The following is a 26069-nucleotide window of genomic DNA, read 5'->3' as shown; positions in this document are numbered from 1 at the left end:
TCGGTTAATCCTCTTTTGATTTAGGCAACAAGAGATTCAAAATAAGCGCGGTAACAAAGGCGCCGACGATGGCCTGTTTAAAGATATTCTGGAACCACATCGGTAAGTGCTGCATAACTTCTTGTACATTGCTTAAACCGAAGGCAACGCCGAGCGATGCTGCGATAATGACAACATCGCGTTCTGCAATTTTTCCGCTTTGATAAATCAAGTTTAAACCGCTCATGGTGATCATACTGAACATCAGCAATACACCGCCGCCCAATACCGGGTTCGGGATAGTCGAAACAATTGCGCCGAGTTTGGGGAAGAAACCGCACAATACCAAGAAGCCTGCGCCGATACCGATGGTAAAGCGGTTGACAACCTTTGTCATACCGATAAGCCCGACGTTCTGGCTGAACGAGGTGTTCGGCATAACGCCGAAGATGGCTGCAAACATACTGCCGAAGCCGTCTGCATGAACTGCGCCCTGCAATTCCTTGTCGGTTATATCGCGTCCGAGACCGCCGACTGCAATGCCGGTGTTATCACCGATTGTTTCTACGGTTGTTGCAAGGTAGACAAGCAGAAATGGAACGATGGCATCCCAATGGAAGGCGAGGTTCAGGTGTCCTACGGCAAAGAACGGCAACGGAGCGGAAATCCATGCGGCATTTCTTACCGGCGTAAAATCAACCATACCGGCAAAGATCGCGACAATATACCCTGCGATAAGTCCGATCAGGATGGAGGAAATACTCAAAAAACCGGTAAACATTTGCCGGATAAAGATAATCGTTAAAAAGACGAAGAGTGCGACTAACAGATTCTTTATCGAACCGAATCCGGGAGTTTTTTCAAGACCGACTCCACCGCCGACAAATTTAATACCGACGGGAATAAGCGAAATACCCAACGTGGTAACAACGGTTCCCGTAACAACATGCGGTAAGAACTTGCGGAGCGGTTTAACAATAAACCCTAGCATAAATTCCATTAAACCGCCGATAAGGGATGCACCGAGAATGGCAGCATATCCGTTTGACCAGTCTCCCATTGCGGCATATTGCAGTCCTACGCCGATAGCAACGGGGATAAATCCTGAACTGGTTCCCATAACGGTGGGGAGTCCCGAACCGATTTTCCAGATAGGCCGCAACTGGACGAACGTAACGGCGCCGGCAACAAACATAGCGCTTTGCAGCAACGAAACTTTGATATCCGCCGGGATATTAAGCACACCCGATATAACCAAAATCGGTGCGAGGTTTCCGGCATACATAGCCAAAACATGCTGCATACCGAGAGGGATTGCGGTTTTTAGCGGAACACGGCCTTCAAGCTTATAAATATTTTCTTTTGAAATACTCATAATCTCCTCCTTAACTTAAATTGTCACCCGCTCAATCTCACCATAGTAATGATAGAGATGCGAATGCTTACTCATTCTATCAGTATAGCCCTGAATACGGTAAATAGCAAGAAAAATTTATGAGATAACCTAAAAATTATTTAGCTCGTTCATCGGTCAAACCGGTGAGTTGTTCTAGCAGAGAGCCGGTATCATCTTCCGCAAGGATAATCAATTTATCGCCGGGGTACAGTATGGTATTGCCGTCGGGGACAGACTCATGTTCGCCGTGCATAACGCCGATGATGCGGCATTTTTGAGGCCAGTCCGTTTCACGGACTTTCTTTAATGCAGCAATTGAGTGCAAGCCGATCGGCAATTCATAAAGTTGCGGGCGATATGTTCTGTGTTTATTGCTTGAAGATTGTATGTCGCCTTGCTCGGCTTCGAGTATTTGCTCCAATAAGATGTGGTCATGCGCCTGCGAACCGATAAAGCTTGCCGTCAAATAGGCTGTTAGACAGGTAAGTACCAAGCCGCTTAGCTGATGGAGTGCCCCACTCGTTTCAAACACGATAACGCAAGCCGTAAGCGGCGCTTTAATAACGGTAGTAAAACAGGCTGCCATCCCAAAGAGAATCATGGTATTCACATGCTCCGGTGCCAATAAACCGAGATGCACGAGCGCCGTTGCATACAATGCGCCGCCGGTTGCGCCGCACGCAAGAAGCGGTACGAAAATACCGCCGATCGCGCCTGATCCCGCAGAAATGCCGGTAAAAAGCAGCTTAACGGCTAAAAACATCAGCAGCGTTGTAAGTGGGAAGGACTGTTCAGTCAGTGCCTTTATCAGCCCGTCTCCGCCGCCGGAGGAATAACTTAGCCACAACCCGACCGGCAGTGACAACAGGAATGGAACAACCGGCCGCAGAACCGGCGGAATATGGAGTGTTTTATAGCATCGTTGGAAAAAATAGATCGACTGCTTAAACCCATGTCCGACAAGCGCGACAAACATCCCAAGTCCTATCAGCCATGCAAATTGAGACAGTGGAAATTCTACGGTTGTAAAAAATCGGAAAATCGGGCCGGATCCTAAAAAGGCACTTCCGGCAAAATCGCCGGCAAAAGACCCTGCCATAACGCAAGCTAAGAGTAACGGCGTTAAATGATGATGAATATCTTCCAGAGCAAAAACAATTGCAGCAAAAGGGGCATTAAAGGTTGCCGAAAGGCCGGCGGCGGCGCCCGCAGTGATTAGACATATCCGTTCGGTAAACGATCGTTTTCCCAGCCGTTCAATGGCATCCCCGACATAAGCGCCAAGCTGCACGGAAGGACCTTCGCGACCCATTGAAAGCCCCAGTCCAATTCCGAGGACACCACCGATAAATTTGAGGGGAAGTTCCGAAAGCGGGGAGAACTGCAATTTTTTCATAAAGACGCCTTCGATCTGTGCTACTCCGCCGCCTTTAATCATCGGCCATTTCGTAATAATAAAACCGATAAATAATCCTACCAGCGCCAACCCTGCCAGCGCAAGAACAACGCCGGGAGCACCAACTGTCCGAATGACACCGTATAATGCAACACGGATATTCTTAATATGGGCGATCGAAAGACGAAAACCCGTAATAACCAGCCCCGTCAATAAGCCGGTTAAGAGGCTTTCAAACACTAAAAGCCATTTATTCTCTTGCCTTTTTTTCAGCAATGTGCCTGTTTCCGAATTGGTATTCATAATAATTCTTGAGGATTCCATCCTAACGGGGTTGAAAAAAGATCATCGACTATTAAGATGTTCCCGCTTCCTTTAGATTACAACTGTAAACCGCGTGCAGCGGCGATTACTTCCTTTAATTGACGGGCGGTGCGGGTAACCGATCCAAAGTCGCCGGTTTTAGCTCCCTTTGTCAGCGATCCGCCAATACCGAGCACTGCAGCGCCGGCTTTAATCCATTCGGCTGCATTTTCGACGGTAATGCCGCCGGTCGGCATATAAATTCCCTGCGGAAGCGGCCCTTTAAAGGCGCTGATGATTTTAGGCCCGAAAAGCTCCGCCGGAAACAGCTTGAGAATGTCTGCTCCGAACTCAAGCGCCCGCACCGCTTCCTGCGGCGTCATCACGCCGGGAATGTACGGCACCGCATACCGATTGCAGAGGCGGGCACAGTCCTCGTTAAAAGACGGCCCGACAATGTATTGCGCACCGGCAAGGATACACACCCGCGCGGTTTCCGCATCGAGTACCGTACCGGCTCCCAGCAATACATCCGCACCGAATGCTTCGTTTAACTCACGGATAATTTCGTCGGCATGCGGTACCGTCATCGTAATTTCGATTGCCGTGATTCCTCCGGCACGCACCGCCTCCACGATTTTAAGCCCTTGTGCCTTATTTTCCGCCCGAATAACGGCAACCGCCCCCGCCTCAATCAGCGCCTGTATCAGTTCGTATTTTTTCACTATTTCCTCCCTTCTGTGCAAAATTTTACCTAAAATTTCGCACAGTTTATTTTTACGGGAAGGGTAATCGTATCAGGCAGCTAAACAATAATCGCAGAAGAATGGATGTTGGACGACCATTTGAACCGCGAAGAGGTTCAACTCTGGTTGGACAGCATCCATTCTTCTGCGGGGATACCCTAAAAGTACCTGATACGATTACCCCGCTTCTCTCAGCTAGTCTACTTGGATGGTAAACCGTTCCGATTTTTCATTGCCGGTAATGTCCCGGGCTGTAATTAATATATCGGATTTTCCGCGGTTTAAGATAATTTTCCCTAAATAGAGTTCGCCTTTCCGCCGGTACAGCAGCGTATCGGTAATAGCGGTATTACCTAAATAAGAACTGCCGTCTTTCTGCGTAATGATTTCAAATGGAATGGTTCGAATATTTGTTCCGTTTACAAAAATCGTAATACGGAAGGGGCTAAAGCTATGGCCGCCTTGCACAACCGTGTCAGAGATATCCGCATATAATTCATAGCTTCCCTGCCGTACGTTTTTTTGCCCGCTTACTTGAAACGCGGTGTCCTGTTCATTTATCAAAACGATATTTTGTATCTGCGGTGCTATTTTATCGTTAACCGATGGGAGCAAGAGCAATGGATTGATATACACTTTTTTTTGATTATCACTGACTTGAAAGATAAGGGCATTAGGTTCCCCCCATCCGCTGTTTCCCGTTCTTCCGATAACCGTAGCTGCTTCGGTGGTTACTCTGGTTCGGAACATTGTGGTGTCGTCCAGATTTCCGTAAACCGTTTGGAGTCCGTCATCGTGTAAAAATATTAGTGCATTTCCGAGTGTGGAAGGAAATGAACCGGTTCCGTATTTTTTATCCAGAGCGATCAAGAGTATTCCGTCATCGGCAGCGCGTACCGCTGTTACATCCTCAAAGGTTAAACCTTGTTCAAAAGTATTTTCACCGATGCGCTGTCCGAAAAGCCTTAAGAATTTTTGTGTGTCAGCAGGCCATTCCAATGCGGACAATCCAGCAACACATATCGCTGCAGCTAAAATGCAAAAGAAAAATCTTTTCATATCAGTATCCTATTTATCAATTTATTTTATATCGATACGCGCTAATTTTGTGTCGGTTGCGAGGAATATCGTTCCTTGCTCCTGCATAAGAAAGATATTTTTTGAAGGAAAAGAGGTTCGGCCGACGACATAGAAAGGCGCTTCTATAAACGATAATGTTGAGCTTTGCTCCTGCTTGCTTATAATCGCCATAATATTCTTATATGGATTTTGACCAGCGGAGATAATCGTACTGCGTTGAGGTATAATACCTGAGATTAACCGATCGCAGTCGATAAAACCGATACCTTCGGCACACTCAAAGACAGCATTTTTCCCGTTTATATCGAAATCTACAAAGACCTGCTTGCGAAGATTTCCTTCTAATTTTCGGTGATGTATGATTTTATATTTATTGCCGTCTATCCGTATAAGCAGCGCCCGCTGGCTGTCAATTCCGCACACACAGGCAGCGAGTTTTCCATCGGTAGAGAGTGCTGCTCCCAGTATGACCTGATAGTCGCTGCCACCCGGATAAAAGTCGGACAGCACATTGCCTGCAGAATCGAGGGCGACCAGTTTGCCGTCTGAAAACCCGATGATGACGCCGCTTTCTGTGCTATGAAAGGCGGTAATCGGTGCGGTATGCAGGTAACGCCAGCGCAGTTTTCCATCGGTATCATATTGTTTGACAGCATTTCCACCCGGCTCAAATAGGTAGAAACGGCCTTCGTCGATGTATACAAAGCCCTGTTCTTCAATGACAGTTATCAGTGAACCGTCGGGGCGATAAATCGGCGTTTTATAGGCATCGCTGCCGTATTCCGTCCACGCTGCAGAAGAAGCTGAAATGCGCTGTGTAACGGGGGATGAACGGAGCAATTCGCCGTTGGCGGTAAAGTAACCGAATCGGTTTTCCGTTAAAAAAACCTTTGGTGTTTTGCCGACGAATTGTTCCGCTGCCTCTTGTTGGTTTGCATTTTTGGCATCGCTGCCCATCCCTTCCAATTCTGTTTGAGCGCTATCTGGTGTAATGGCGCGTACCCATACGGGTTTTAGATAGATATCGGAACCAAGCGGTATCGCTGCTGCGAAGATATATATGAATAAAAAAAGGATGGGAAAGATAATAAAACGATTATCGAAAGCTGTAATTTTCATAGTCTATATGGTATAATAGTAGTATGAAAGATTCAAGTAAGTATGATCATCTCTTTGAACAAGCTATGGAGGCGGCAAAAAATGCGTATGCTCCCTATTCTCATTTTAGAGTAGGTGCTGCGCTGCTGCTTGATGATGGCAGCGTTGTTACCGGTGTGAATGTCGAAAACCGTTCTTACGGATTGACCAACTGTGCCGAGCGTACTGCTATTTTCCGTGCCATCGCAATGGGTAAAAAAAATTTTACCGCTATTGCAATTGCCACTCCCGATGCGGATTATCCGGTCGGACCGTGTGGTGCGTGTCGGCAGGTTATTTCAGAGTTTATGCAGCCGGATGCCCCGGTTGTTTTCGGGTCATCGGCCGGTAATAGAATCGAGACAACCGTAGGCGGAGTCTATCCCTTCGATTCACTCCACGAGCTGCAACAAAAATAAGAAAATTTATCTGCTGATAAAAAAATTGAGCTGAGATGCTCTAAAAACTCAGCCTTTTGGGTTTTTCAATTGCCAAAAAAGGAGGAAATAATGCGGCAAGAACATGATTTGTTAGGTTATCGGGATGTTCCCGACGAGGCGTATTACGGCGTACAAACACTCCGCTGTACGGAAAACTTCAATATTACCGGCGTGCATCTCTCCGCTTATCCGGGTTTTATAAAAGCCCTTGCGATGGTGAAACAGGCGGCGGCACAGGCAAATTATGAATTAGGTTTATTGGACAAACCGATGGCGGAAGCAATTATCGCCGCCTGTAAAGAAATTATTGCAGGTAAGCTGCATGAACAGTTCCCTGTAGATATGATTCAAGGCGGAGCGGGAACATCAACCAATATGAACGCAAATGAGGTGATTGCAAATCGTGCGCTTGAATTGTTGGGGCATAAAAAAGGTGAGTACCAATTCTGCCATCCAAACAACCACATCAACCTTGCGCAGTCCACCAACGATGCGTACCCGACGGCAGGTAAACTCGGTATCTGCTTACACACGGAAAGTCTGATTACCGAGCTTGAAAACTTGGTTGCCTCTTTCCGCAAAAAAGGAAAGGAGTTCGGCAGCCATATCAAGATGGGACGTACCCAGCTACAGGATGCAGTGCCGATGACGCTCGGTCAGGAATTTGAATCGTATGCAGCGAGTTTGGAGGGCGAAGTGCCGCATATCCGGCAAGCTGTTTCGGGCTTACTCGAAATAAACATGGGTGCTACCGCTATCGGCACCGGCATCAACAGCGATCCCGCTTATGCGGATTTGGTAACCAAGCGGCTTGCGGAAATTTCAGGCTATCCCGTTAAAAAAAGCGGCGAATTTGATTGCCGCAACGAATGATACCTCCTGCTTTGTGTCCTATTCAGGACAGCTGAAACGACTTGCGGTAAAAATTTCTAAGATATGCAACGACCTGCGTTTGCTTGGATCGGGGCCGCGCGCCGGGTTGAACGAAATTCATCTTCCGGCAATGCAGCCCGGTTCATCGATTATGCCCGGTAAGGTCAATCCCGTTATCCCCGAAGTGATGAATCAGGTATGCTTCCGCGTTATCGGAAATGATACGGCAGTGATGATGGCATCCGAAGCGGGACAGTTGGAGCTGAATGTCTTTGAACCGGTCATCATTTACAGTATTTTGGAATCGATTTCGATTTTAAACAACGGTATGTCTACGCTTCGGCAGCGCTGTATCGACGGCATCGAAGCGAATGTCGAGCGGTGCAAGGAGCTTACCTACAGGAGTATCGGCTTGGTAACAGCGCTTAATCCGGTACTCGGCTACGAAACCTCAAGCGATATTGCCAAAACCGCTCTCAAAGATAACCGCAGCGTTTATGACCTTGTGTTGGAACGCGGTTTATTATCGAAGGAGGCGCTCGACGAAATTCTGAAACCGGAGAATATGACGCAGCCTAAGAAAATGCACAAGCTGTAAGAAACGGGGCTGTCCAAAAACCTCAGGTTTTAAATGTATAGCCTATCCTAACGCGAAAAAGAGCAGCGGTGCAGGCATCGCTGCTTGCGGTTGCTTTCTATTTATCCTTTTACGGCGCCGGCAGTTAACCCCCTAATAAAGTTTTTAGACATCGTGAGGTATAATACCAAAACGGGAATGGCCGACAAGGTAAGCACAGCTAAAATCCGAGACCAATCGGTCATATACTGTCCAAACAAGCGTGTTACGCCGAGCAGCAAGGTCTTGTGTGCATCTTGGTTGATAAAGATAAGCGGGAACCATAAGTCATTCCAGAACGGAATAAGATTATAGATGGCAACGGTTGCAAGCGCGGGACGCAAAAGCGGCAGGATAATAATGGTAAAGACTTTGTTACGTGTCGCGCCATCAATAACGGCAGCCTCGGTCAGTTCAGCAGGAATTTGACGGATAAATTCAGTTAAGACGAATACGGCTATCGGCAGCCCCATCGCCGTATATACGGGGAACAAGCCCCAGAGCGTATTTAAAAGCCCCAGTCCTTTAATCAGCTGCAAAAGACGGATACTCCCGATTTTGATCGGAAGCATCATCCCCGCGATAAAAAACAGATATAAAAAACGGGAAGCTTTATGTTTCCAGTTTACTAACGCATAAGACGCCATAGCGCCGAATAATAACACAAGAAAAATCGAACCGAGCGTTACAAAAAGGCTGTTGCGGAAATATAAAAAGAAGTCGCCGTCCGTTATAACCGACACATAACTTTCGAAATTCCATTTTTTAGGCAATCCGAAAGGGTCGGTATAAATGTCGAATTTAAACTTAAACGAATTGACAATCATCGTCCACAAAGGGAAAAGCACTAAAAACGTCCAAAAAATAAGTACAACATGAGAACCGAGATGCATTCTGTCACGTGAAAGAGAAGCTTTCATCCTATTTCCCCTTTACTTTAATTCTTGTCGCCTTGCGTCAAGCGTAGCATAATACCGACGCCGATCATCAGCATAATAAACGTTACCGTTGCAATTGCGGCTCCCATACCGGGATTGGGGATACCTACGGGGTGCTGCCCTGCAATTCCTACGCGATAAAAAAGCGTACCGATCAGATCGGTCGCATATTGCGGCGCACCGTTTACATTTTCCATCGCAAAAACAACGTCGAACGCATTGAAGTTATTTACGAATGTTAAAATTGCAACCATGCCGAGCACCGGTTTTATTAACGGGAGTTTTATATATCGAATTTTTTGCCAGCCGTTACAGCCTGCAATGTCGGCAGCCTCCAACAAATCGTCCGGAATGGTTTGTAAACCGGCTAGAATCATCATAGCGGGGATACCCACCCACTGCCACGATGATACCAACGAAATAGCTGTCAACGCATATTGCTGTTCACCGAGCCACGGTTTTATGAGCGTTTCAAGGCCGATATTTTTTAACAGGAGCGGCAAGGCACCCCACTGGGGGTTGAGTATAAGCTTCCATAAATATCCGGTAACCAAAATAGCCAAAGTAACCGGAATAAAAATAATCGTTTGATAAAAACGTGTCCACTTCATACCCTTCGCGGTGAGCATGAGCGAAAATGTAAGGCCTAAAACGTTTTGAACCAGCATGTGAATAAAGAAAAAATACCACGTATTGCTGAATGCACCCCAGTACCGGCGGGCATTTTCGGCATCACCAAAAAGAGCTTTATAGTTATCTAAGCCGACAAAGACATTTTTACCGGAGACCGAAGAACCGGAAAAAAAACTAAGCCTGATTGAATCCGCCAGTGGAAAAGCCATAAAGACAGTGTACACGACAAAAGCAGGCAAAAGATATATAAGCCATCCGTACTTATCACTTTTTTTAATATGCATATTTGCAACTCCGTCGCTCAAAGCAACATGAACGGAGGATGGGTTGCCTTAAAGGTTATTCGTGCGGAGGGTTTAATACCCGCCGTCCTCGGCAACGCTCTGCGTCGTAACAAAGGGTATTAAAGCCGACTGCAACCACCTTATAGAACATACAATGCGAAACGTTGAGCATTGTACCCCGACGCTTGCGTCGGGGGTGTTGATTTACCGTTTCGGCAACTCATCCCGTCCGTATCGGATAAGAAACTAAACCTTAAGGTTTATACGATTTTGCAACCCCTGCAGCCAATGCATCGGCAGCTTGCTTAGCGGTTTTTTCACCTTTCATAACAGCGATAACGCCCTGATTCATCAGTACATAGCCGCTGGGGGATCCATCCATCCAGCGTTCCCATACAAAGCGTGCATCCTGCAGTTTTCCTGCGGTAAGCGCGAGAATTTCATTTGCGTGAGCATCTTTGATTTTGATGGGGGCATTAATCATCGGGAAAAAGCCGGTCGGCATAAATTCGGCGCAAACGGTTGCGCCCTGTACCGTACATAGCCATGCTAAAAAGTCTCTACATTCCTGAACATGCTTACTTGCCTTATTATACGCCATACCTGTGTCGGGATGGAAACAAACGGCTGCTTTTTTACCGGCAGGAGCGGGCGGTATAAACGTTCCCCAATTGAATGAAACGTCTTTAAATGCCCCGACATTCCACGATCCGTCTACCCACATGGCAGCCTGTCCGGTAGCAAACAATGCAATTGAATCGTTGTAGGTAAGAGCGGCAAAACCGTTGGGGCAATATTTTGCTACATCGGCCATTGCCTGAAAAGCGCTTACCATTTTAGCATCGTTCAAAGGTACCTTGCCCGACTGATATGCCATACGACCTTCGGCTCCACCGACAAAGCCCGGTAAAATACCCATCATAAAGCATTCATTAATGTCCCATTCGTCGGCAAGTCCGTTGGCGATCGGTGTAATACCGGCCTTTTTCAGCTTATCGCAGACAGCTAAAAAATCTTCCCATGTCTGTGGAACCGCAACTCCGGCCTTCTTGAATATGTCCTTATTATAGTAGACAACTTGTACAATTGCATTAAACGGGACGGCAAAGTTACGTCCGTCGGCGGCAGTCCATGGAGCACGATTCCCTGCGGTAAAGTTCGATTTTAAACCGGGAATGTCCGACACATCGGCAAAATAGCCATCCATAAGCAATTTTTCACCGGTTGCATACGAACGAGCATACATCAGATCGGGGCCGGTGCCGCTTTCAAGTTGCAGCCGCAACGTCGCATTGTAATCGACATTGATAGTCGGTTTAAATTCGATTGTTACATTCGGCTTTACCTTTTTGTACTCTTTAAGCAGCGCGCTGATCTGTGCAACGTCATCGGTACGCCAAGAACCCATCGTCAGCGTAACTTTCTCTCCTCCGCCCCCTTCATTTGCACCGTTTGCAAAAACGGGAGAAAATGCCGCGAGTAAAACACCGGCAAGCATCACAGCCGTGAATTTTTTCATAAAACACTCCTCCAACAAAATATTTATTGTCCGCCTAAAAGCGAAATTGGGTTTTGCAACGCAAAATCCGCAGTATAGCTTTAGCAGCGTTTACTATAGTATCACCCGTGAATTTCGATTTGTCAAGAAAAATCTATTTTCTTATTTTACACTTGACAGATAATACGGAAACCGATATGATGCATCTCATATTTATGCCAACTTAGCTCAGCTGGCCAGAGCACGTGATTTGTAATCTCGGGGTCTAGGGTTCGAATCCCTAAGTTGGCTCATCGATATGGGGAGATTCCCGAGCGGTCAAAGGGGGCAGACTGTAAATCTGTTGGCTCCGCCTTCCAAGGTTCGAATCCTTGTCTCCCCAATTTTATTTCAAAAAAAATAAAGGCGAATATACCAGCTGAGGTTCGCCGGTTTTCATTTCTTATCGATTTTCCACTGTTTACGGATGACAAAAATGTGTCTCCTCTTGACTTAAAGTCCTAATTTAATTGTATTATGTATAGCAAACAGGAATAGATTCTTTAGGCCGTTAAAAAATAGAAGTTTTTGGATTTTTCAGTATTCCCTGTACAAGTCTTAACGGAGGCGGTTATGAATGAGTTTAACGGTGTGGCTGATACGATGCTTATACCGATGGCTGCGCGGATTTATGCGTCTAAACATTTTCCCGAATATTTTTATGATGGAACGGCTTTGTCGTTGGAATCAAAAATTCCGGCAGGAGCATTTGAGCGGATTTGGAAATCATCATCCCAATATACGATGCTGGCTTCAGTCGCCCGCTATTATAATTTTGACGAGATGATAAAAGGTTTTTATGACAAGCATGAAAAATGTAATATCATTAACCTCGGAGCCGGGTTGGAAACGGCTGCGTTTAGATTGCCTGCCATCAATGTTCCTTTTTACGAAATCGATTTACCGGAAGTGATAGAGCTGCGTAAAAATATCTTGGGAGCAAAAGAAAACGAAACGCTTATCGGTGCGGATATCTTTAAACTTGAGTGGGTAGAGGGTATAGACACTTCTCTTCCGTCTTTATTGGTCGTATCCGGTGTATTTCAATATTTTCGAGAAGAAAAGATAGTAACTTTTTTATCGGAGCTAAAAAAACGTTTTCCGAAGGGTGAATTGATTTTTGATGCGACAAACGCAATTGGTATAAAATATGCCAATAAATATGTACAAAAAACAGGCAATACTTCGGCGCAGATGTACTTTTATGTGGATGACGGTTCTGCTTTTGCCCGAAAATGCGATATGGAACTGATGGAGCAACGTACCTTTTATACCACTGCGCGGAAGATGCTGAAGCGTAAATTAAAACTGTATACCCGTATCGCGATGAAAGTATGTGACGATGGGGGAAGAACCATTATTTTGCATTTAAAACTGAATTAACCGGGTACTAAAATCGGATACCCACAAACTTTAGTTTTCCTCTTGTTCAATTAGGAAAAGTATGCAATAATAAGAAACAAATGGCTGTTAGTGTAAGACTCCCGGATATTTTGCGCACTTATGCTCTGCGCTTTAATAGTCCATTTGTTGGGATTAGCGAATTAACCGATTATTTACGAAAGTATGCTCAAAGAAACATAGCCGAAAAGCCTGATGTTGCTTCTTTCATTGATATATCGGAAACAAGATTGTTAACGGAGCTGGAAGCTCTTGAATCGGAAGGGAAAGTAGAGCTTATCGACGACAAACGGAAAGGTAAAGTTGTCTTTGTCCCATTCTATTTTCTCGATAAGGTGACACGTCAATACGAGATGATTCGTGAAAAACCTGAATTACCTTTTCCGCTTGCCAGCGCAATACCGCAGAATTTTTCCAAGCGTTTTCTCCGTTATATTAGAATCAATACCGATTTTACCGAGTTGCAGCCGGAACCGGAAAACGATACCTTTCTGTATCAGCTTATGTTTCCTGACGACACCCCTCCGCTTATTTTCCCGGGAAATTTTTCTACCGATCAAATGCTTGATCTTGCAATCGCAAAATTACGGTTCTTCTTTCAGAAAGACGAATTACGAGATTTTATTCAAAAAAAATTGATAACGGCAAACCCCGGGAAAGAGTATTCAATTAGAAAGTTTATCCTTACGATTCAGTCCCACTCGTCCGAAGCAATGTACACATTAAAAAAATCGGGTGATGTATATTTGTACTGGAGCTATCTTTGTTCCGTTGTAAAACAAGAATTTTCGAAGAAAACCGAAAAAATGAGCGATGAAATCACCATTTTGCAGGCTATCTTTATTATCGAATATCTGAATAACTATTATCGGAATAAGACGCAGCAGTCGCTTCAACGAGAAACTGCCCTAAAGAATCTCGATTTGGCACTTCAGAAACCTCCATATTATTTTAATAAGGCTGCCATTGTTAATTTTAAAGATTCCCGTGGAGTACCGTTGCTCGGGCAATATAGTCAAAGTGATCTTGAGGAATATATACAGGAAAAAACCGGTTCGGATGGAGATGCTAATTTACCCGATCTTCTCAGTTTCAAAACTCCTGATGGGGAGCGGTATTACATCATGTTGGATAAAACGGTACCATTAATTATCTCGCTGGTAAACGATAACCGAAAAAAATTGCGGGATGTTTGTTTAAAGAAATGGTATCAACAGCTGATACGGTTTGAACAATCCGATGCGATGCACACCGATTCGGCATTTAACCAGTTATTAAAAACTTTATGTGCGGAGTACGTACCGATATTGTATGCCTTACTGGGTGCCCCGTTTATTCCCATGCTTTCAGCTGACAAGCGTATTACGGAACATCAAGCGGCTGAGATTCGAAGAATATTTTCCCGCGACCGGTTATTATCCTATACCGACTTGTTTATGATGAACAGGCAAGAGCTTTTAACGGATGCAAAAAATTCTATTGCCTTTTTGGTATACGATTCCTATCATATCTTCTATTATCGCTTTCTTTATGCGACCAAAGAAGACGCGTCGCTCCGCCCGGATGGGAAATTCTAAAGCCGAATCCTTGCCACAACAACCGGGGACCACTAATAAAAAAATTTCACCACGGGAAATTGCGAGCGAATTGCAGGCTGAGTTTATTCCTGCAAATAAAAGTTTGCAGGACTGTATTATTGAGCAGCTTGATCTGTGGAATACAATTATCGATCCTGCAATTAGAAAGCAAAATACCGATGATGTTAACTCCTTTATCAGAGATCAGGTAAAGATAGCACATAGAACGCAGTCTTTTACCAAACTGACATCCGACCGTATTCGTAATTTAGCGGATGCAATTGTCAGTACGCCCGGTTTGGCAAAAGTAAAAAATAAAGGGGCGTTAAGGCTTTATACGGAGTATTATATATTGTGGCTTGTGCTGCACTCTGTGTAATGAGATAAGTACACCGGATGATCGGTAAACGATGCATTTCATATTTTATGGAGGAAATTGGTATGGCTATACTACATTTAAATCAGGAAAATTTTGACAAGACAATCAACGGTGCCGAAACGGCATTGGTAGATTTCTGGGGCTCCGTGGTGCGGGCCTTGTAAGATGCTTGGCCCCGTTTTTGAAGAAGCGGAAAAGGAAGTTAACGGAAAAGCCGTTCTTGCGAAGGTTAATGTAGATGAACAGCAAGACCTTGCAGTAAGATTCGGCGTTACCAGTATCCCGACGCTCATCCTTTTCAAAAACGGAAAAGAAATTAAACGCTCTCTCGGATTTATTGATAAAGCCAAGATACTGGCATTACTCTAATAAGCAGACAGTCATTCTACCCCGAGGCAAAGTATCGGGGTATTTCCCCCTCTGCATCAATAAGAACATATTTTAGGAAATACCGACCGGTTGAGCGGTTTCATCTTACGGAACCGCCGGTCTTTAGATACCCGCCTTATATACCCGTTTTAACGAAAGCGTCTTTTTTGTTTCCAATGATATCCTTGCAATAATGCCGCAGAATATCGCTTCTCCGCTTTCCGGTATGTTGAAGGTTTGCGGGGTAAGCGTGAGGCTTCGGGCTACAGCAGCCTCAATAGAGCTACCGATGATCGAATGGAATGCCCCTATCATACCTGCATCGCTAATGTAGCCGGTACCTCCTGTGAGAATACGTTCATCGGCGGTTTGCGTATGGGTATGAGAGCCGAACACACAGGAAACACGCCCGTCAAGATAATACGCGAGGGCTTCTTTTTCCTGTACCGATTCCGCATGGAAATCCACCATAACTATTCCGTCAGCCTGTTCCGTTAATAAACGGTCAGCCGTTTGGAAGGGACAATCGATCGGGCGCATGTTTTCCCTTCCTTGTATATTCAGTACCGTCAACGTCCCCTGCGGTTTACGCACGGTGATGATGCCGCTGCCCGGCGCAAGCGGGTAGTTTGCGGGGCGCAGTATCCGAGGTTCCTGTCCGAAACCGGCTCGTAAGTCAAACCGCTCCATACTGTGATTCCCGCCGGTAATAACATCAACTCCGGCAGCAAATAAACGCGCGGCTTGTTCCAATTCTATGCCGGAGCCTTTCGCCGCATTTTCTCCGTTTACGATTATAAAATCAAGTTTTTCAGCTTTAATCAGCTCCGGTATCACCCGTACTGCAATATCGACGCCGAGTGTTCCGCAAATATCTCCGCCAAAAAAAAGAATCAGTTCATCACCCATTATGCAATCTACCGCTTAAAGATTTCGTACACTTTTTTGAGGGCGGCGGCGAGGGCGTCGATGTCTTCCTGCGTGTTGTAGATGCCGAGGCTTGCGCGGCAGCAGGAGTTGATACCCATGTATTCCATTAGCGGCTGCGTGCAGTGGTGTCCGCTCCTGACCATAACGCCTTGCTCATCCAGAATATACGCAGTGTCGTGCGAATGGACGTCTTTGACGTTAAAGGCGACGGTTGGTACCCGCCGCTGCGCATCCGTATAGTACGCTTCCACAAAGTCGAGGCTTTTTAAGGCGGTTAAGAGTGAGCGGTGCAATCCTTCCACATAGCTATGCAATTCTTCAAGCCCGAGCTTTTTCCAAAAGTCGATACTCAACTGTAAAGAATGAATCGCAGCGGTATCTAAGGTGCCGCCTTCGTACTTTGCACCGCCCGCTTTAAACTCGCTGGTTTGTTCGCCGACGAATTCAATCATGCTGCCGCCGTAAAGGAAGGGCGGCATTTTTTCGATAAGTGTGCGCTTGGCATACAGCACTCCGGCGCCGAACTCCGCATAGAGCTTGTGTCCCGAAAACGCGAGAAAGTCGCAATCCCATGCCGCAACATCGTGCGGAAAATGCGCAATGGACTGAGCCGCATCGATAACGGCAACGGCGCCGTGCTTATGCGCTTCCGTGATGATCTCCTGTACCGGAAAGACAACGCCGGTGGTATTGACAGCGGCGGTTACCGCTACAATCTTGGTACGGCTGCCGAGCAGGGCTTTAAAACCTGCCATGTCGAAGTTGCCGTGTTCATCAAGGTAGACATACCGCAGCGCGGCGCCGGTTTTTCGTGCAACGAACTGCCACGGGATAAGGTTTGCATGATGGTTGGCAATCGAAATGATTATTTCATCGCCGGCATGAAGCTGCTCTAATCCGTAGCAGTATGCAATGATATTGAGCGATTCGGTCGCATTCTTGGTAAACACCACCTCGCCGGAATCGTCGGCGCCGATAAAACCGCTTACCGCAGTGCGGGCGGCTTCAATCAATGCGGAGGATTCCATCGCAAGGGTATGGGAGCCGCGCCCTGCGTTTCCGTTGCTGCGGGTGTAGTACGCCTGTACGCCGTCGAGCACTGCCTGCGGACGCTGCGCGGTTGCGGCAGCATCCAAATAGTGAATATTCCGATTTCGCAGTAACGGGAAGTATTGCTTATACATGTGCCGCCCCCATTTTGCCTTGAGCACTGTCTGACGCCGCTATTTCGGTTTTGGATGCGGCCGTTTTATCCGCTTGAGCCTGAATCTGCGTTGATAGGCGTGCATCAAATTCTGCGTTCAGCCGGTTCCTTATTGCTTCATCAGGAATACTGTTAAAGACGGGGCGGAATGCAGCGTCGATAATCAGCTTTTTGGCGCTGAGTTCGTCGAAGCCGCGGGTCATTAAATAGTAGAGTTTTTCTTTGTCGATGGCGGCAAAGCTCGCGGCATGCTCCCCGATAACGTCATCTTCATCGCAGAAGATAGTCGGGATGCTCGCGCCGACGGCATTTTTATCGAGCATGATGCTGTTATCCGCAAAGCGAGCGACGGAGGCTGAGCAGCCCTTATTCAAGAAAATATTGCCGCGGAAAACCTTATGCGCCTCGTTTTTGAGCGCGCCGCGGGCTTTTATCTCCGATAGCGTGCTCTTGCCGTTGATAATCAGATTATGTTCAAGATCCATCCGGCGCGTTTTATCGACAAAGTACAGCGGGAAGATATACACTTCCGCCCAATCTTCCTGCATATAGGAAGAATAGGACACGCCGCTTTTTTGCGAACCGAGCTGTATGTCGTGAACGGTTACACTCGCTCTTTCGCCGACATCCATCCGCACCGTTTCAAAATTGAGCGCGGTGTCTGCAAAGTTTTGAATTTTGATAATTTCGACTGCGGCATGTTTTCCAATACGGATACTGATAAGTCCGTTCCGATACGATTGCAGCGCGGGGGATTTTTCGTCGGTATCGAAGTACAGGATGAGCCGCGCCGCAGCGTTATCCGCTATGTCGATATAGCTCCGGTCAAACAACACGGAATGAGCCGCGTCAACGGTGAAGTGCACGAAAAAATCCTGCATCGCTTCGGGTCTGTTCTTATCGTATTCAGCTTTATCAGCTTCAATTTTGAGGTAAAAGCCGCTGTTCCGCTTTGCCTGCACCTCAGCGGTAAAACGCTTCCCCAGCCCGCAGTTTTTTTCGCGCGGAGACTTTTCGGTGTTGAATATTTTTGCAACCTGCTCCGCACTGCATGTTTTGAGGAAGTCTTCAATCGGCAGATACTGTGCGGTCTTAGATTCCGTATGAAAAAAGATACCGGAAAAAGGAGCCGTCGGTACATCCCGTATATGATAATCGAGCCGTTTAAAATAGTTGTCGTTTCTCATCAGCCTATCGTTCCCTCCAGCTCAATAGAAATAAGGTTATTCAGCTCGACGGCATATTCGAGCGGAAGCTCTTTGGAGATCGGTTCGACAAAGCCTTTGATAATCAAGGATTTAGCTGTCGCTTCGTCGAGGCCGCGCTGCATCAGATAAAAGACCATCGAATCGCTGATACGCCCGATCTTCGCTTCGTGTCCGATGTCGGCATCATCGGTATGGCTTTCGATAATCGGGATGGTGTCGGTGCGGGACTCGTTATCCAGCATCAGGGATTCGCATTCGGCGAGCGCCTTTGCGCCGGTTGCATCCTTACCGATGACCAGCAAACCGCGGTAGTTCGACTCACCGCCGTTTTTCGCAATGGAGCGCGAGTGCATTTCGGACACGGTGTTCTTACCGATATGGACGGTTTTAGTACCGGTGTCGAGACACTGCCCCGCGGAAGCGAAGGTAACACCGGTAAACTCGGAGCGCGAGCGGTCGCCTTTCAAAATACTCATAGGATAGAGCATCGTTACGCGCGAGCCGAACGAGCCGGACACCCATTCGATAGCGCCGTCTTCTTCTACGATTGCCCGCTTGGTATTCAGGTTGTAAAGGTTGCGCGACCAGTTTTCGATCGTGGAATAGCGCATGGTCGCTTTTTTGCCGACATACAGCTCGACGGCGCCCGCGTGGAGCGCATTTTTATAGTACTTAGGTGCGCTGCATCCTTCGATAAAGTGCAGATAGGCGCCCTCATCGACGATAATCAGCGTGTGCTCAAACTGTCCTGACTGGTTCGCGTTCAGTCTGAAATAGGATTGCAGCGGCAGCTCTACCTTGACGCCCTTGGGTACATACACAAACGAACCGCCCGACCATACCGCACCGTGCAGCGCCGCAAACTTATGATCGTTGGGCTTTATCAGCTTCATAAAATGCTCGCGGACAAGATCACCGTACCGCAGCACCGCCGATTCCATATCGAGGTACACAACCCCTTGGTCTGCAAGGTTTTTCTGCAGGCTGTGATACACTACTTCCGAATCATACTGGGCACCGACGCCTGCCAGCGAGGTTTGTTCCGCTTTGGGAATACCGAGCCGGTCAAAGGTCTGTTTTATCTCTTCCGGTACCTGATCCCAGTCGGTCGCCATCGGCTTTTCGTCCGAAACAATGTAGTGAATAATCTCTTGAATATTGAGGTCGGAAATATCGGCGCCCCAGTCCGGCATCGGCCGTTCAAAAAAATACTGCAAAGATTGCAGCCTTAGGTCGAGCATCCACTTGGGTTCCAGCTTGCGGGCAGAAATCTTCCGCACCACATCTTCATTCAGCCCCATACCGGTGGAATACTGATAATCGATTTTGTCCTTTATATCGTAAATGCCCCGCTCAATATCGGAAACGAATGTGCGCTTCCGCGTTTGGAACAGGGGCGAGCGGGAATCTCTAAAATCATTACTCATAGCCGCTCCTACATCCCTGCGTATCCGTGCTTTTGAATATGCTCTACCAGTTCGATGCCACCAGTCTTTACCAGTGATCCGTTAATCAACACGTGGACATAATCGGGCTTTAAGTAATCGAGCACCTTGCTGTGGTGAGTGATGATTAAGATGCCCATATCCGGCGTTTTGAGTTTTGCAACGCCCTCAAATACAATTCTGGTGGCATCGATATCCAGCCCTGAATCCGTTTCGTCCAGAATGGCAAGCTTGGGCTGCAAGACTGCAAGCTGGAGAATTTCGTTCTTTTCTTTTCGCCGCCGGAGAAGCCGACATTCAAACTGCGGTCTGCATACTCGGGATTGATACTGAGCGATTCCATCAATCGAAGCAGCTCCTTGTGGAAGGTGAGCGCCGGTATTTTTTTACCGGTGACAGCTTCCTTTGACGCGCGGAGAAATTCTTCGACCTTTAAGCCGGGGATTTCTTCGGGATTTTGGAAGGAAAGAAAGATACCTTTCCGCGCCCGCTCAAAAACAGGCAAATCGTTGATCAATTCCCCTTCAAAAAAAATCGAGCCTTGGTCAACTTGAAAGACGGGATTACCGACAATCGCTGCGGCAAGAGTAGACTTTCCGGCGCCGTTCGGCCCCATAACTACGTGTATCTCGCCCGCGTTGACGGTCAAGTTCAAATTATGCAAAATCGGCTTTTCATTCACCGACAGATGTAAATTTTCTATATGTAATAGCGGTTTCATACGCAACTCCTTCGTGTGAAATACATAAGTAAAATATTATAACAAGATGCAAAATACGTTACAAGAGTTTTTTTTTGCACAGAAAGGAGCCGCCGCTTAAAATATTCCCGATGTATTTGTTTATGGTCAGCTTGCTTAAAATCGGTGAATATGCTACATTCATTCCGTTGTTTAAAAACGGACGATTAACTCAGTGGTAGAGTGCTACCTTCACACGGTAGAAGTCACTGGTTCAAACCCAGTATCGTCCATTTTATCTTTCTCATTATTTACTACGACACTACAATTCAATAGTGCTACAATCCGATATCGATTTAATTAAACTTTTAAGATTTGAGCTGCTCCTTGCCGAAGCATCATATCCGCAAGCACAATGGCAACCATCGCATCGATAACAGGCATGATCCGCCGATAGAGGCAGACATCATGCCGTCCCGTAATAGCATGACTTATGCGGTCTCCGCTTGCAGTTTCCATTATCTGTTCTTGAGCGATTGAAGGCACCGGTTTTATGACTGCCTGAAACACAATGTCTTTTCCGTCGGATATGCCGCCGGCAATTCCCCCGTGATGATTTTTATCGAGAGCGTTTGCTTCCGAACCGGACATACGTGCCAGCTGAAAGCCAGCCCCGAATGCAATACCCTTAACGCTGCCGATGGAGAGCACCGCCTTTGCGAGTTCCGCTTCAAGCTTATCAAAGACCGGTTCACCGAGACCGGCAGGAACATTCCGTACCGTGCACTGCACAATAGCACCGGCGGAATCGCCTGCCTGCTTAATCGAAGCGAGTTTACTATGTATTTCCGAAGGGAGTTCATCCGTTGCGGAGATTGGGTTACAGGGGATGCCTGCAATTTCTATTGCTGAGGTTTCTATAGTGATTGGGAGGATAGCCCCATGCTGCAGGCGGTTTTCTCCGTCAGCGGATGTGCCGTCCAACGGTTTACCGTCAGCCTTGCACGCCGTATACTGCGCAGAATACAGTGGTGAACAATGTGTCAACACTTTCTTTGCGATAACGCCTGCGGCAATCCGTGCAGCGGCTTCACGCCCCGATGCGCGTCCGCCGCCGCGCCAGTCGCGGCGGCGGTATTTTGCCTCGTAGGCAAAATCCGCATGACCGGGACGGTATAGGTCTTTTAGTGCTTCGTAGTCATGCGGACGCGCATCGGTATTGCGCAAAAGCACCGCAATCGGCGTTCCGAGGGTTTTGCCTTCAAATACGCCGGAAAGGATTTCGGGTATATTCGGTTCCCGCCGCGCGGTTTCAAAAGTACCCGAAGGCCGTGCCGTATTAAACGCAGCAGTAAAATCTTCAAGCTCCAGCGGAATACCGGCGGGGCAGCCGTCCACGACAATGCCGATTGCGGCTCCGTGGCTTTCGCCGAAGGTAGTAACTGTAAAGATCGTTCCGAATGTATTTCCTGCCATGGCGGTAGTTTATTCTAAATATCAGCAGAGCACAAGATCGCCGGAGGGCAGGATGGGGTAAACATTGAAGAAACCGAATTTACCTTTTTGTAAGGGCAACCGCATAAGACGCCTTGTACAAATAGGCAGGCATCTGCTTCACCACTGTTGTGCTTCATCATAAAGTTTTTCCAACAGCACATTTTGTTTATTCTCCGTTATATAGTGAATATCACCGATGTCATACTCAATAAAGGTCTTTTCAGCTACCTTATTCATATAAGATAACAGGCTTAGTAATTTTGCTTCCCGTGCCGTAAAATCTTTCCGTACTTTTCTTTTTGCTAGCCGAGTAAGCCAGCACCCTTGATAACGCAGCGAAGCCAGTTGATAATAGTACTGCGATAGTAACCGGCGTTGAAAATGTAGCGAATTTTCAATTTTATTTTCACATCTGTTTTCCTCTTTTTTCTGATTATCTAATAATGAATCTACTTCCTTCTTATAGCGTTCGGTATATTTCTCCTCTATCTTAGTTATGTCCGAATTACAGTCATGTGTATAAAAATATGTAACCGAAAGAACTGCTTGACCGATAGCAGCACTACGATATTCGCTAATAAGGTCTGCATATATTTGGTTATTCATTATCTTTTTAGGAATATAAAACGTTGCAAAAAGAGTAACGAAGAAACTCAGCTCTGAGGCATGGGTTCCTATTAGACACCATAGCCACATCAATGCATCTAGCAAATTCACCTCACTCATTCTCCTCTCAATATAAATTTATTCATATCTTCACCATTATTCCGCAGGGGCTTGCCCCCTTTCGGGACAAGTCCCAGCTATCCATTCCTCCGTTAAGCGGGGACTTGCTTTTTCAGACGGTATAGCACCGCCTGAAAAATCTTCAGTTACTTCAAAGCCGGATCAACCGTGATTTGAGTTGCAGGAATACCACCTGGAGAGACTAACGTATTCTTCACGGTTTCTAATTTTACGGTGACTTTTAAACCGGATGGAACGATCCCCCGCAGCGCCCATCTAGTATTAAAGCGTGGAGGATCTCCGTAAGGCTTTCCGTATCGTATTAGCTCTTCAAAAGAAAAGAGCTTATAATACCGGTTGTGAGAGTCATCGCTTGAAAAATTGAAAGTGCAGCTTTGTGATAAAATTACGAAATTCTTTAACCGCTCGCAATTGTAGACAATAAGCTCTCCCATTTCAATATTTTCACTCGTTATTTTAATGCTTTCTATGTGGCTATTTGCAAAAGCTCTTTTATTAATAGCTGTAACTGTCTTAGGCAGTACAATATCATTGAGACCGCAGTTTTCAAACGCCGAAGAACCTATTGTCCGTACCTGTGCTTCCCCCCAATTGAAAGTACGAAGACTTCTACAATTTGAAAAAGTATCGCCTTTTATCTCGGTTATCCTTTTTGGAAGTGTTATTGCCTCCAGATTTGTACAATAATCAAAAGCCCCAGCACCAATATCTGTAATGCTTTCCGGCAATTGAATAGTTTCAAGATCATTGCATTGGTAGAACATTCTACGGCTTATTACCGTTAAATCTTTCGGTAAGGTTATGCTTCGCAATTGTGAACAGTACACAAACGCTACCTCACCGATAGTTGTAACACTGTTCGGTATATCTACAGCCGTCAGTCTTTTGCAGTTATAAAATGCTGACTTGCCGATAGATGTAACACCCTCAGGTATGCTGATTGCCGTAAGCCTTTCGCATTCATAAAATGCTTCTTTGCCAATTTCGGTAACGGAATTTGGGATAAGCACACCGGTAATATATGGACAACTTTTAAATGCCTCATCCTTAATAGCCGTAACACCGGCAGGAATTTCCACTACGCCTTCTGCCGCAGGATCGCATTTTTCTAATACGCCATTGTTAATTGTCAGCAATGAAGAATCAACGATACTGTTATATTCAAGGTCAACGGAAACCGTTACGGGAGCAGAGACCGTCAGCGTCGCAAGAGGATTTGTATGAGCTGGTGTGTCGGTGCCGTTCCACTGCTTAATACGGCAGCAGCCGGGAATATCAGCGGTAAACACAATAACCTTACCCTTTTCAACCTCGCCTCCGGTAAAGGGAGTGCCGTCGAGCTGCGCCTTTAAACTCCCCAGCTTGGGCTGAGTAAAGGTAACATTAAACTTCTGCACCGGAACAGCGGTACTTTCAAACTCCACAGAAACAGTCGCGTTTTCTTTTACCGTAAGCACCGCCGTTTTATCGGTACTTGCAGGATTATCCGTTCCCGTCCATTTCTTTACGCGGTACCCATCAGCAGGAACAGCGGTAAAGACAACGGTTTTACCCTTTTCTACCTGAGCCTTGTTTTCCGTAAAGGTGAGCGGGTTACCGTCTACCGTGGCGCTGACGCTGCCATTCGCTGTAGACTGAGTGAGGGTGAGCTCAACGTTTTCGGTTTGTACCATCGGTTTAGAAATCACCTGCTTACAGCCTGCATATACAAACACAAACAAGAGGCTTAAAACAGCTACTCTTTTCATTTGTGTTCCCTTTTTTTTTTGTGTACGCATAGTACACCTCCTTTTGTATTTATGTAATTGAATGGAAAAACAGGAAACCGGTATAAATGCAAAAACCGTACTAACGGCATACAAAGCAGTCGGTACGGTTTGAGGTAAAAGAGAAAAGGTTAAAAATGTATAAACTATTGTAGTATAAAGAGTTATTTTAACGGAGGGAGGGGGGGGGGCATATAAGTCTTTAACAGATAATGAGTTGCACGCCTTATTATTTTATCGTTGAAGAGGGAAAATGCCCTTCTGTCAACAGTAAGAAAAACTAATGATCTGTGCGGCTTTTTTATCTGCATAGGGGGATATGGTATAGTGGAAGGTGGCAAAAGTCAAGGTTCTTTTGAAAATATACGGCGCATCTACTGCGTTGCATTGCCAAAAGCGTACAAGGTGCTATCTTGGCAGTTTATTTTTTTAGCGTTTCGACTTCTACTGGCGAAAGCCCGACAATTTTGCAAATATCACCAAGGGGATAGCCCATCGTGAGTATTATTTTCACTGTTTCGAAGGCTTTTTGGCGGGAGCCTTGCGTTATTCCTTGCTCTATTCCTTGAGCAAAAGCTATACTGCAATATCAGTATCATAGTCGTATTCGGCTACTAGCATTCGTTTAACCTGCATTTGCGGCTTGTCCGCAATGTCAGGTTAAAGCGGGTGTTAGACGCTATTCGTTCTTTTCTCTTCTCCAAATAAAACACGAACAAAATCTCTTCTTGAATACAAAATCCTGATAATTCTTATAACTTCGTCTTCAATTCTATAAAATATTGAATAATTATTTGCAAGCACAAACTTATAATCGGTAGGAAACGAAACATATTTTTCCACAGAAATCCCTCCATTTGGAGAGAACGTCAAATTTTCATAAGTTTCTATAATTTTTGAAATAGTATTATGTGCTGCTATGGGATTTTGAAGTTCATTCTCGATATAATTTTTAATTTCAAGTAAGTCTGCTGCCGCTTGCGGAGCAATCTTTATCTCAAACATCAAAGTCCCGCCATTTTTCTGACCTGTGTTGCGTCCAGCCATCCGTTTTGCAAAGCAGATTCTTCGCCTTTCTTCAATTCAGAAAAAAGAGTTTTCGTAGCCGTCAATTTTTCGTAATCTCTTATAGAAATTACCGCATAACACCCCCTGCCATTTTTAGTAAGAAAAACCGGCGATTCATCAGCAACATCCTGCAAAACTTCATTATAATTACGCAAATCCGAAACAGGTTTTATAGCAATCATACATACCTCTAATATTCGTAATATTTTACGAAATAATTATCTTAAAATACTTATAAACTGTCAAGCAGATTACACTCTCATATCAAGGCTTCCGCATTATAAGCTTTTGCAGATAAAATGCAGTGAACCCATTGCTATACGTAACAAAAAACAAAGCTTTTAATCGTAAAATGGCTTTATATCTTCAAGCGTAGAGCTGTTTCGATGATTTAGAACATAAATTTCATAGGTTTGTATCTATAATGTAGAATCCCTGACT

The 26069-nt window shown here is 45.9% G+C and carries 22 protein-coding genes, 3 tRNA genes and 2 pseudogenes; 9 read left to right on the top strand and 18 right to left on the bottom strand.

Going from position 1 to position 26069, the window contains the following annotated elements; all coding sequences use genetic code 11:
* Positions 1-4 precede the first annotated feature (4 nt).
* The 5 genes from GWP43_RS11175 to GWP43_RS11155 all read right to left on the bottom strand — a co-directional run bounded on the left by GWP43_RS11175 (position 5) and on the right by GWP43_RS11155 (position 6019).
* Complete coding sequence (locus GWP43_RS11175) at positions 5-1354, bottom strand: uracil-xanthine permease family protein (protein WP_162664222.1); 1350 nt, start codon at positions 1352-1354, stop codon at positions 5-7.
* Between the two features lie 136 nt (positions 1355-1490).
* Positions 1491-3074, bottom strand: coding sequence for a ClC family H(+)/Cl(-) exchange transporter (locus GWP43_RS11170; protein ID WP_230977691.1), 1584 nt, complete (start codon positions 3072-3074; stop codon positions 1491-1493).
* A gap of 77 nt (positions 3075-3151) precedes the next feature.
* A complete protein-coding gene (locus tag GWP43_RS11165) occupies positions 3152-3799 on the bottom strand; it encodes a bifunctional 2-keto-4-hydroxyglutarate aldolase/2-keto-3-deoxy-6-phosphogluconate aldolase (RefSeq protein WP_162664220.1) in 648 nt (215 codons plus the stop codon).
* Positions 3800-4015: 216 nt separating this feature from the next.
* Complete coding sequence (locus tag GWP43_RS11160) at positions 4016-4879, bottom strand: peptidoglycan DD-metalloendopeptidase family protein (protein ID WP_162664219.1); 864 nt, start codon at positions 4877-4879, stop codon at positions 4016-4018.
* Positions 4880-4900: 21 nt separating this feature from the next.
* Positions 4901-6019 carry a PQQ-binding-like beta-propeller repeat protein gene (locus GWP43_RS11155; RefSeq protein WP_162664218.1) on the bottom strand — a complete coding sequence of 373 codons (1119 nt, stop codon included), beginning with the start codon at positions 6017-6019 and terminating at the stop codon, positions 4901-4903.
* A gap of 23 nt (positions 6020-6042) precedes the next feature.
* Here GWP43_RS11155 and GWP43_RS11150 point away from each other — a divergent pair, with 23 nt between their 5' ends.
* Positions 6043-6456 carry a cytidine deaminase gene (locus GWP43_RS11150; protein WP_162664217.1) on the top strand — a complete coding sequence of 138 codons (414 nt, stop codon included), beginning with the start codon at positions 6043-6045 and terminating at the stop codon, positions 6454-6456.
* A 90-nt stretch (positions 6457-6546) separates the two neighbouring features.
* A pseudogene (gene aspA / locus GWP43_RS11145) lies at positions 6547-7948 on the top strand (aspartate ammonia-lyase).
* Positions 7949-8049: 101 nt separating this feature from the next.
* On the opposite strand, the gene GWP43_RS11140 reads toward aspA, so the two are convergent.
* The 3 genes from GWP43_RS11140 to GWP43_RS11130 form a co-directional block, all read right to left on the bottom strand.
* Entirely contained in the window at positions 8050-8886 is an 837-nt protein-coding gene (locus tag GWP43_RS11140) for a carbohydrate ABC transporter permease (protein WP_162664216.1), read from the bottom strand.
* Positions 8887-8903: 17 nt separating this feature from the next.
* A complete protein-coding gene (locus tag GWP43_RS11135; RefSeq protein WP_162664215.1) occupies positions 8904-9821 on the bottom strand; it encodes a carbohydrate ABC transporter permease in 918 nt (305 codons plus the stop codon).
* Positions 9822-10074: 253 nt separating this feature from the next.
* Positions 10075-11340: an ABC transporter substrate-binding protein gene (locus GWP43_RS11130; protein ID WP_162664214.1), complete on the bottom strand. Its 1266-nt coding sequence runs from the start codon at positions 11338-11340 to the stop codon at positions 10075-10077.
* 196 nt (positions 11341-11536) lie between these two features.
* Between GWP43_RS11130 and GWP43_RS11125 the strand changes: the two genes are divergently transcribed.
* The 6 genes from GWP43_RS11125 to GWP43_RS11105 all read left to right on the top strand — a co-directional run bounded on the left by GWP43_RS11125 (position 11537) and on the right by GWP43_RS11105 (position 15084).
* A tRNA-Thr gene (locus GWP43_RS11125) sits at positions 11537-11610 on the top strand.
* 9 nt (positions 11611-11619) lie between these two features.
* A tRNA-Tyr gene (locus tag GWP43_RS11120) sits at positions 11620-11701 on the top strand.
* A 230-nt stretch (positions 11702-11931) separates the two neighbouring features.
* Positions 11932-12741: a class I SAM-dependent methyltransferase gene (locus GWP43_RS11115; RefSeq protein WP_162664213.1), complete on the top strand. Its 810-nt coding sequence runs from the start codon at positions 11932-11934 to the stop codon at positions 12739-12741.
* An 80-nt stretch (positions 12742-12821) separates the two neighbouring features.
* Positions 12822-14336, top strand: coding sequence for a hypothetical protein (locus GWP43_RS11110; protein WP_230977690.1), 1515 nt, complete (start codon positions 12822-12824; stop codon positions 14334-14336).
* On the top strand, positions 14323-14715 hold the full coding sequence (locus GWP43_RS15030) for a hypothetical protein (protein ID WP_230977689.1): 393 nt from the start codon (positions 14323-14325) through the stop codon (positions 14713-14715). Before GWP43_RS11110 ends, GWP43_RS15030 begins: the two co-directional genes overlap by 14 nt.
* Positions 14716-14880: 165 nt before the next feature.
* Positions 14881-15084, top strand: a complete 204-nt coding sequence (locus GWP43_RS11105) for a thioredoxin domain-containing protein (protein ID WP_230977688.1) — start codon at positions 14881-14883, stop codon at positions 15082-15084.
* A 123-nt stretch (positions 15085-15207) separates the two neighbouring features.
* Here GWP43_RS11105 and GWP43_RS11100 read toward each other — a convergent pair whose 3' ends face one another.
* From GWP43_RS11100 to sufC, 5 genes and pseudogenes are all read right to left on the bottom strand, one after another.
* Positions 15208-15993 (bottom strand): TIGR00282 family metallophosphoesterase, encoded by a 786-nt coding sequence (locus GWP43_RS11100; protein ID WP_162664212.1) that lies wholly within the window; start codon positions 15991-15993, stop codon positions 15208-15210.
* 8 nt (positions 15994-16001) lie between these two features.
* Entirely contained in the window at positions 16002-17198 is a 1197-nt protein-coding gene (locus GWP43_RS11095) for a SufS family cysteine desulfurase (protein ID WP_162664211.1), read from the bottom strand.
* Positions 17191-18405: a Fe-S cluster assembly protein SufD gene (sufD, locus tag GWP43_RS11090; RefSeq protein ID WP_162664210.1), complete on the bottom strand. Its 1215-nt coding sequence runs from the start codon at positions 18403-18405 to the stop codon at positions 17191-17193. Before sufD ends, GWP43_RS11095 begins: the two co-directional genes overlap by 8 nt.
* Entirely contained in the window at positions 18405-19853 is a 1449-nt protein-coding gene (gene sufB / locus GWP43_RS11085) for a Fe-S cluster assembly protein SufB (RefSeq protein WP_162664209.1), read from the bottom strand. Before sufB ends, sufD begins: the two co-directional genes overlap by 1 nt.
* Before the next feature lie 8 nt (positions 19854-19861).
* Positions 19862-20592: pseudogene (sufC, locus tag GWP43_RS11080) on the bottom strand (Fe-S cluster assembly ATPase SufC).
* A gap of 179 nt (positions 20593-20771) precedes the next feature.
* Here sufC and GWP43_RS11075 point away from each other — a divergent pair.
* A tRNA-Val gene (locus tag GWP43_RS11075) sits at positions 20772-20843 on the top strand.
* Positions 20844-20910: 67 nt separating this feature from the next.
* Here the strand turns inward: GWP43_RS11075 and aroC are convergent.
* From aroC to GWP43_RS11050, 5 genes are all read right to left on the bottom strand, one after another.
* Positions 20911-22026: a chorismate synthase gene (gene aroC / locus GWP43_RS11070; RefSeq protein ID WP_162664208.1), complete on the bottom strand. Its 1116-nt coding sequence runs from the start codon at positions 22024-22026 to the stop codon at positions 20911-20913.
* A 138-nt stretch (positions 22027-22164) separates the two neighbouring features.
* Entirely contained in the window at positions 22165-22764 is a 600-nt protein-coding gene (locus GWP43_RS11065) for a hypothetical protein (protein WP_162664207.1), read from the bottom strand.
* Between the two features lie 155 nt (positions 22765-22919).
* Positions 22920-24572: a leucine-rich repeat protein gene (locus tag GWP43_RS11060; RefSeq protein ID WP_162664206.1), complete on the bottom strand. Its 1653-nt coding sequence runs from the start codon at positions 24570-24572 to the stop codon at positions 22920-22922.
* 660 nt (positions 24573-25232) lie between these two features.
* Positions 25233-25565, bottom strand: coding sequence for a type II toxin-antitoxin system RelE/ParE family toxin (locus GWP43_RS11055; protein ID WP_162664205.1), 333 nt, complete (start codon positions 25563-25565; stop codon positions 25233-25235).
* Positions 25565-25810: a type II toxin-antitoxin system prevent-host-death family antitoxin gene (locus tag GWP43_RS11050; RefSeq protein ID WP_162664204.1), complete on the bottom strand. Its 246-nt coding sequence runs from the start codon at positions 25808-25810 to the stop codon at positions 25565-25567. Before GWP43_RS11050 ends, GWP43_RS11055 begins: the two co-directional genes overlap by 1 nt.
* Positions 25811-26069: the final 259 nt, after the last annotated feature.

The organism is Treponema vincentii (assembly GCF_010365865.1).
Taxonomy (GTDB): domain Bacteria; phylum Spirochaetota; class Spirochaetia; order Treponematales; family Treponemataceae; genus Treponema.
The sequence above is the reverse complement of the archived record's forward strand: the minus strand, read 5'-3'. Positions and strand labels throughout refer to the sequence as shown.

What these genes read in the sequence shown, in the direction of transcription:
- GWP43_RS11175 (WP_162664222.1), bottom strand. Translation starts at nt 1,354, where the DNA reads ATGAGTATTTCAAAAGAAAATATTTATAAGCTTGAAGGCCGTGTTCCG.
- GWP43_RS11170 (WP_230977691.1), bottom strand. Translation starts at nt 3,074, where the DNA reads ATGAATACCAATTCGGAAACAGGCACATTGCTGAAAAAAAGGCAAGAG.
- GWP43_RS11160 (WP_162664219.1), bottom strand. Translation starts at nt 4,879, where the DNA reads ATGAAAAGATTTTTCTTTTGCATTTTAGCTGCAGCGATATGTGTTGCT.
- GWP43_RS11155 (WP_162664218.1), bottom strand. Translation starts at nt 6,019, where the DNA reads ATGAAAATTACAGCTTTCGATAATCGTTTTATTATCTTTCCCATCCTT.
- GWP43_RS11150 (WP_162664217.1), top strand. Translation starts at nt 6,043, where the DNA reads ATGAAAGATTCAAGTAAGTATGATCATCTCTTTGAACAAGCTATGGAG.
- GWP43_RS11140 (WP_162664216.1), bottom strand. Translation starts at nt 8,886, where the DNA reads ATGAAAGCTTCTCTTTCACGTGACAGAATGCATCTCGGTTCTCATGTT.
- GWP43_RS11135 (WP_162664215.1), bottom strand. Translation starts at nt 9,821, where the DNA reads ATGCATATTAAAAAAAGTGATAAGTACGGATGGCTTATATATCTTTTG.
- GWP43_RS11130 (WP_162664214.1), bottom strand. Translation starts at nt 11,340, where the DNA reads ATGAAAAAATTCACGGCTGTGATGCTTGCCGGTGTTTTACTCGCGGCA.
- GWP43_RS11115 (WP_162664213.1), top strand. Translation starts at nt 11,932, where the DNA reads ATGAATGAGTTTAACGGTGTGGCTGATACGATGCTTATACCGATGGCT.
- GWP43_RS11110 (WP_230977690.1), top strand. Translation starts at nt 12,822, where the DNA reads ATGGCTGTTAGTGTAAGACTCCCGGATATTTTGCGCACTTATGCTCTG.
- GWP43_RS15030 (WP_230977689.1), top strand. Translation starts at nt 14,323, where the DNA reads ATGGGAAATTCTAAAGCCGAATCCTTGCCACAACAACCGGGGACCACT.
- GWP43_RS11105 (WP_230977688.1), top strand. Translation starts at nt 14,881, where the DNA reads ATGCTTGGCCCCGTTTTTGAAGAAGCGGAAAAGGAAGTTAACGGAAAA.
- GWP43_RS11100 (WP_162664212.1), bottom strand. Translation starts at nt 15,993, where the DNA reads ATGGGTGATGAACTGATTCTTTTTTTTGGCGGAGATATTTGCGGAACA.
- GWP43_RS11095 (WP_162664211.1), bottom strand. Translation starts at nt 17,198, where the DNA reads ATGTATAAGCAATACTTCCCGTTACTGCGAAATCGGAATATTCACTAT.
- sufD (WP_162664210.1), bottom strand. Translation starts at nt 18,405, where the DNA reads ATGAGAAACGACAACTATTTTAAACGGCTCGATTATCATATACGGGAT.
- sufB (WP_162664209.1), bottom strand. Translation starts at nt 19,853, where the DNA reads ATGAGTAATGATTTTAGAGATTCCCGCTCGCCCCTGTTCCAAACGCGG.
- aroC (WP_162664208.1), bottom strand. Translation starts at nt 22,026, where the DNA reads ATGGCAGGAAATACATTCGGAACGATCTTTACAGTTACTACCTTCGGC.
- GWP43_RS11060 (WP_162664206.1), bottom strand. Translation starts at nt 24,572, where the DNA reads ATGCGTACACAAAAAAAAAAGGGAACACAAATGAAAAGAGTAGCTGTT.
- GWP43_RS11055 (WP_162664205.1), bottom strand. Translation starts at nt 25,565, where the DNA reads ATGTTTGAGATAAAGATTGCTCCGCAAGCGGCAGCAGACTTACTTGAA.
- GWP43_RS11050 (WP_162664204.1), bottom strand. Translation starts at nt 25,810, where the DNA reads ATGATTGCTATAAAACCTGTTTCGGATTTGCGTAATTATAATGAAGTT.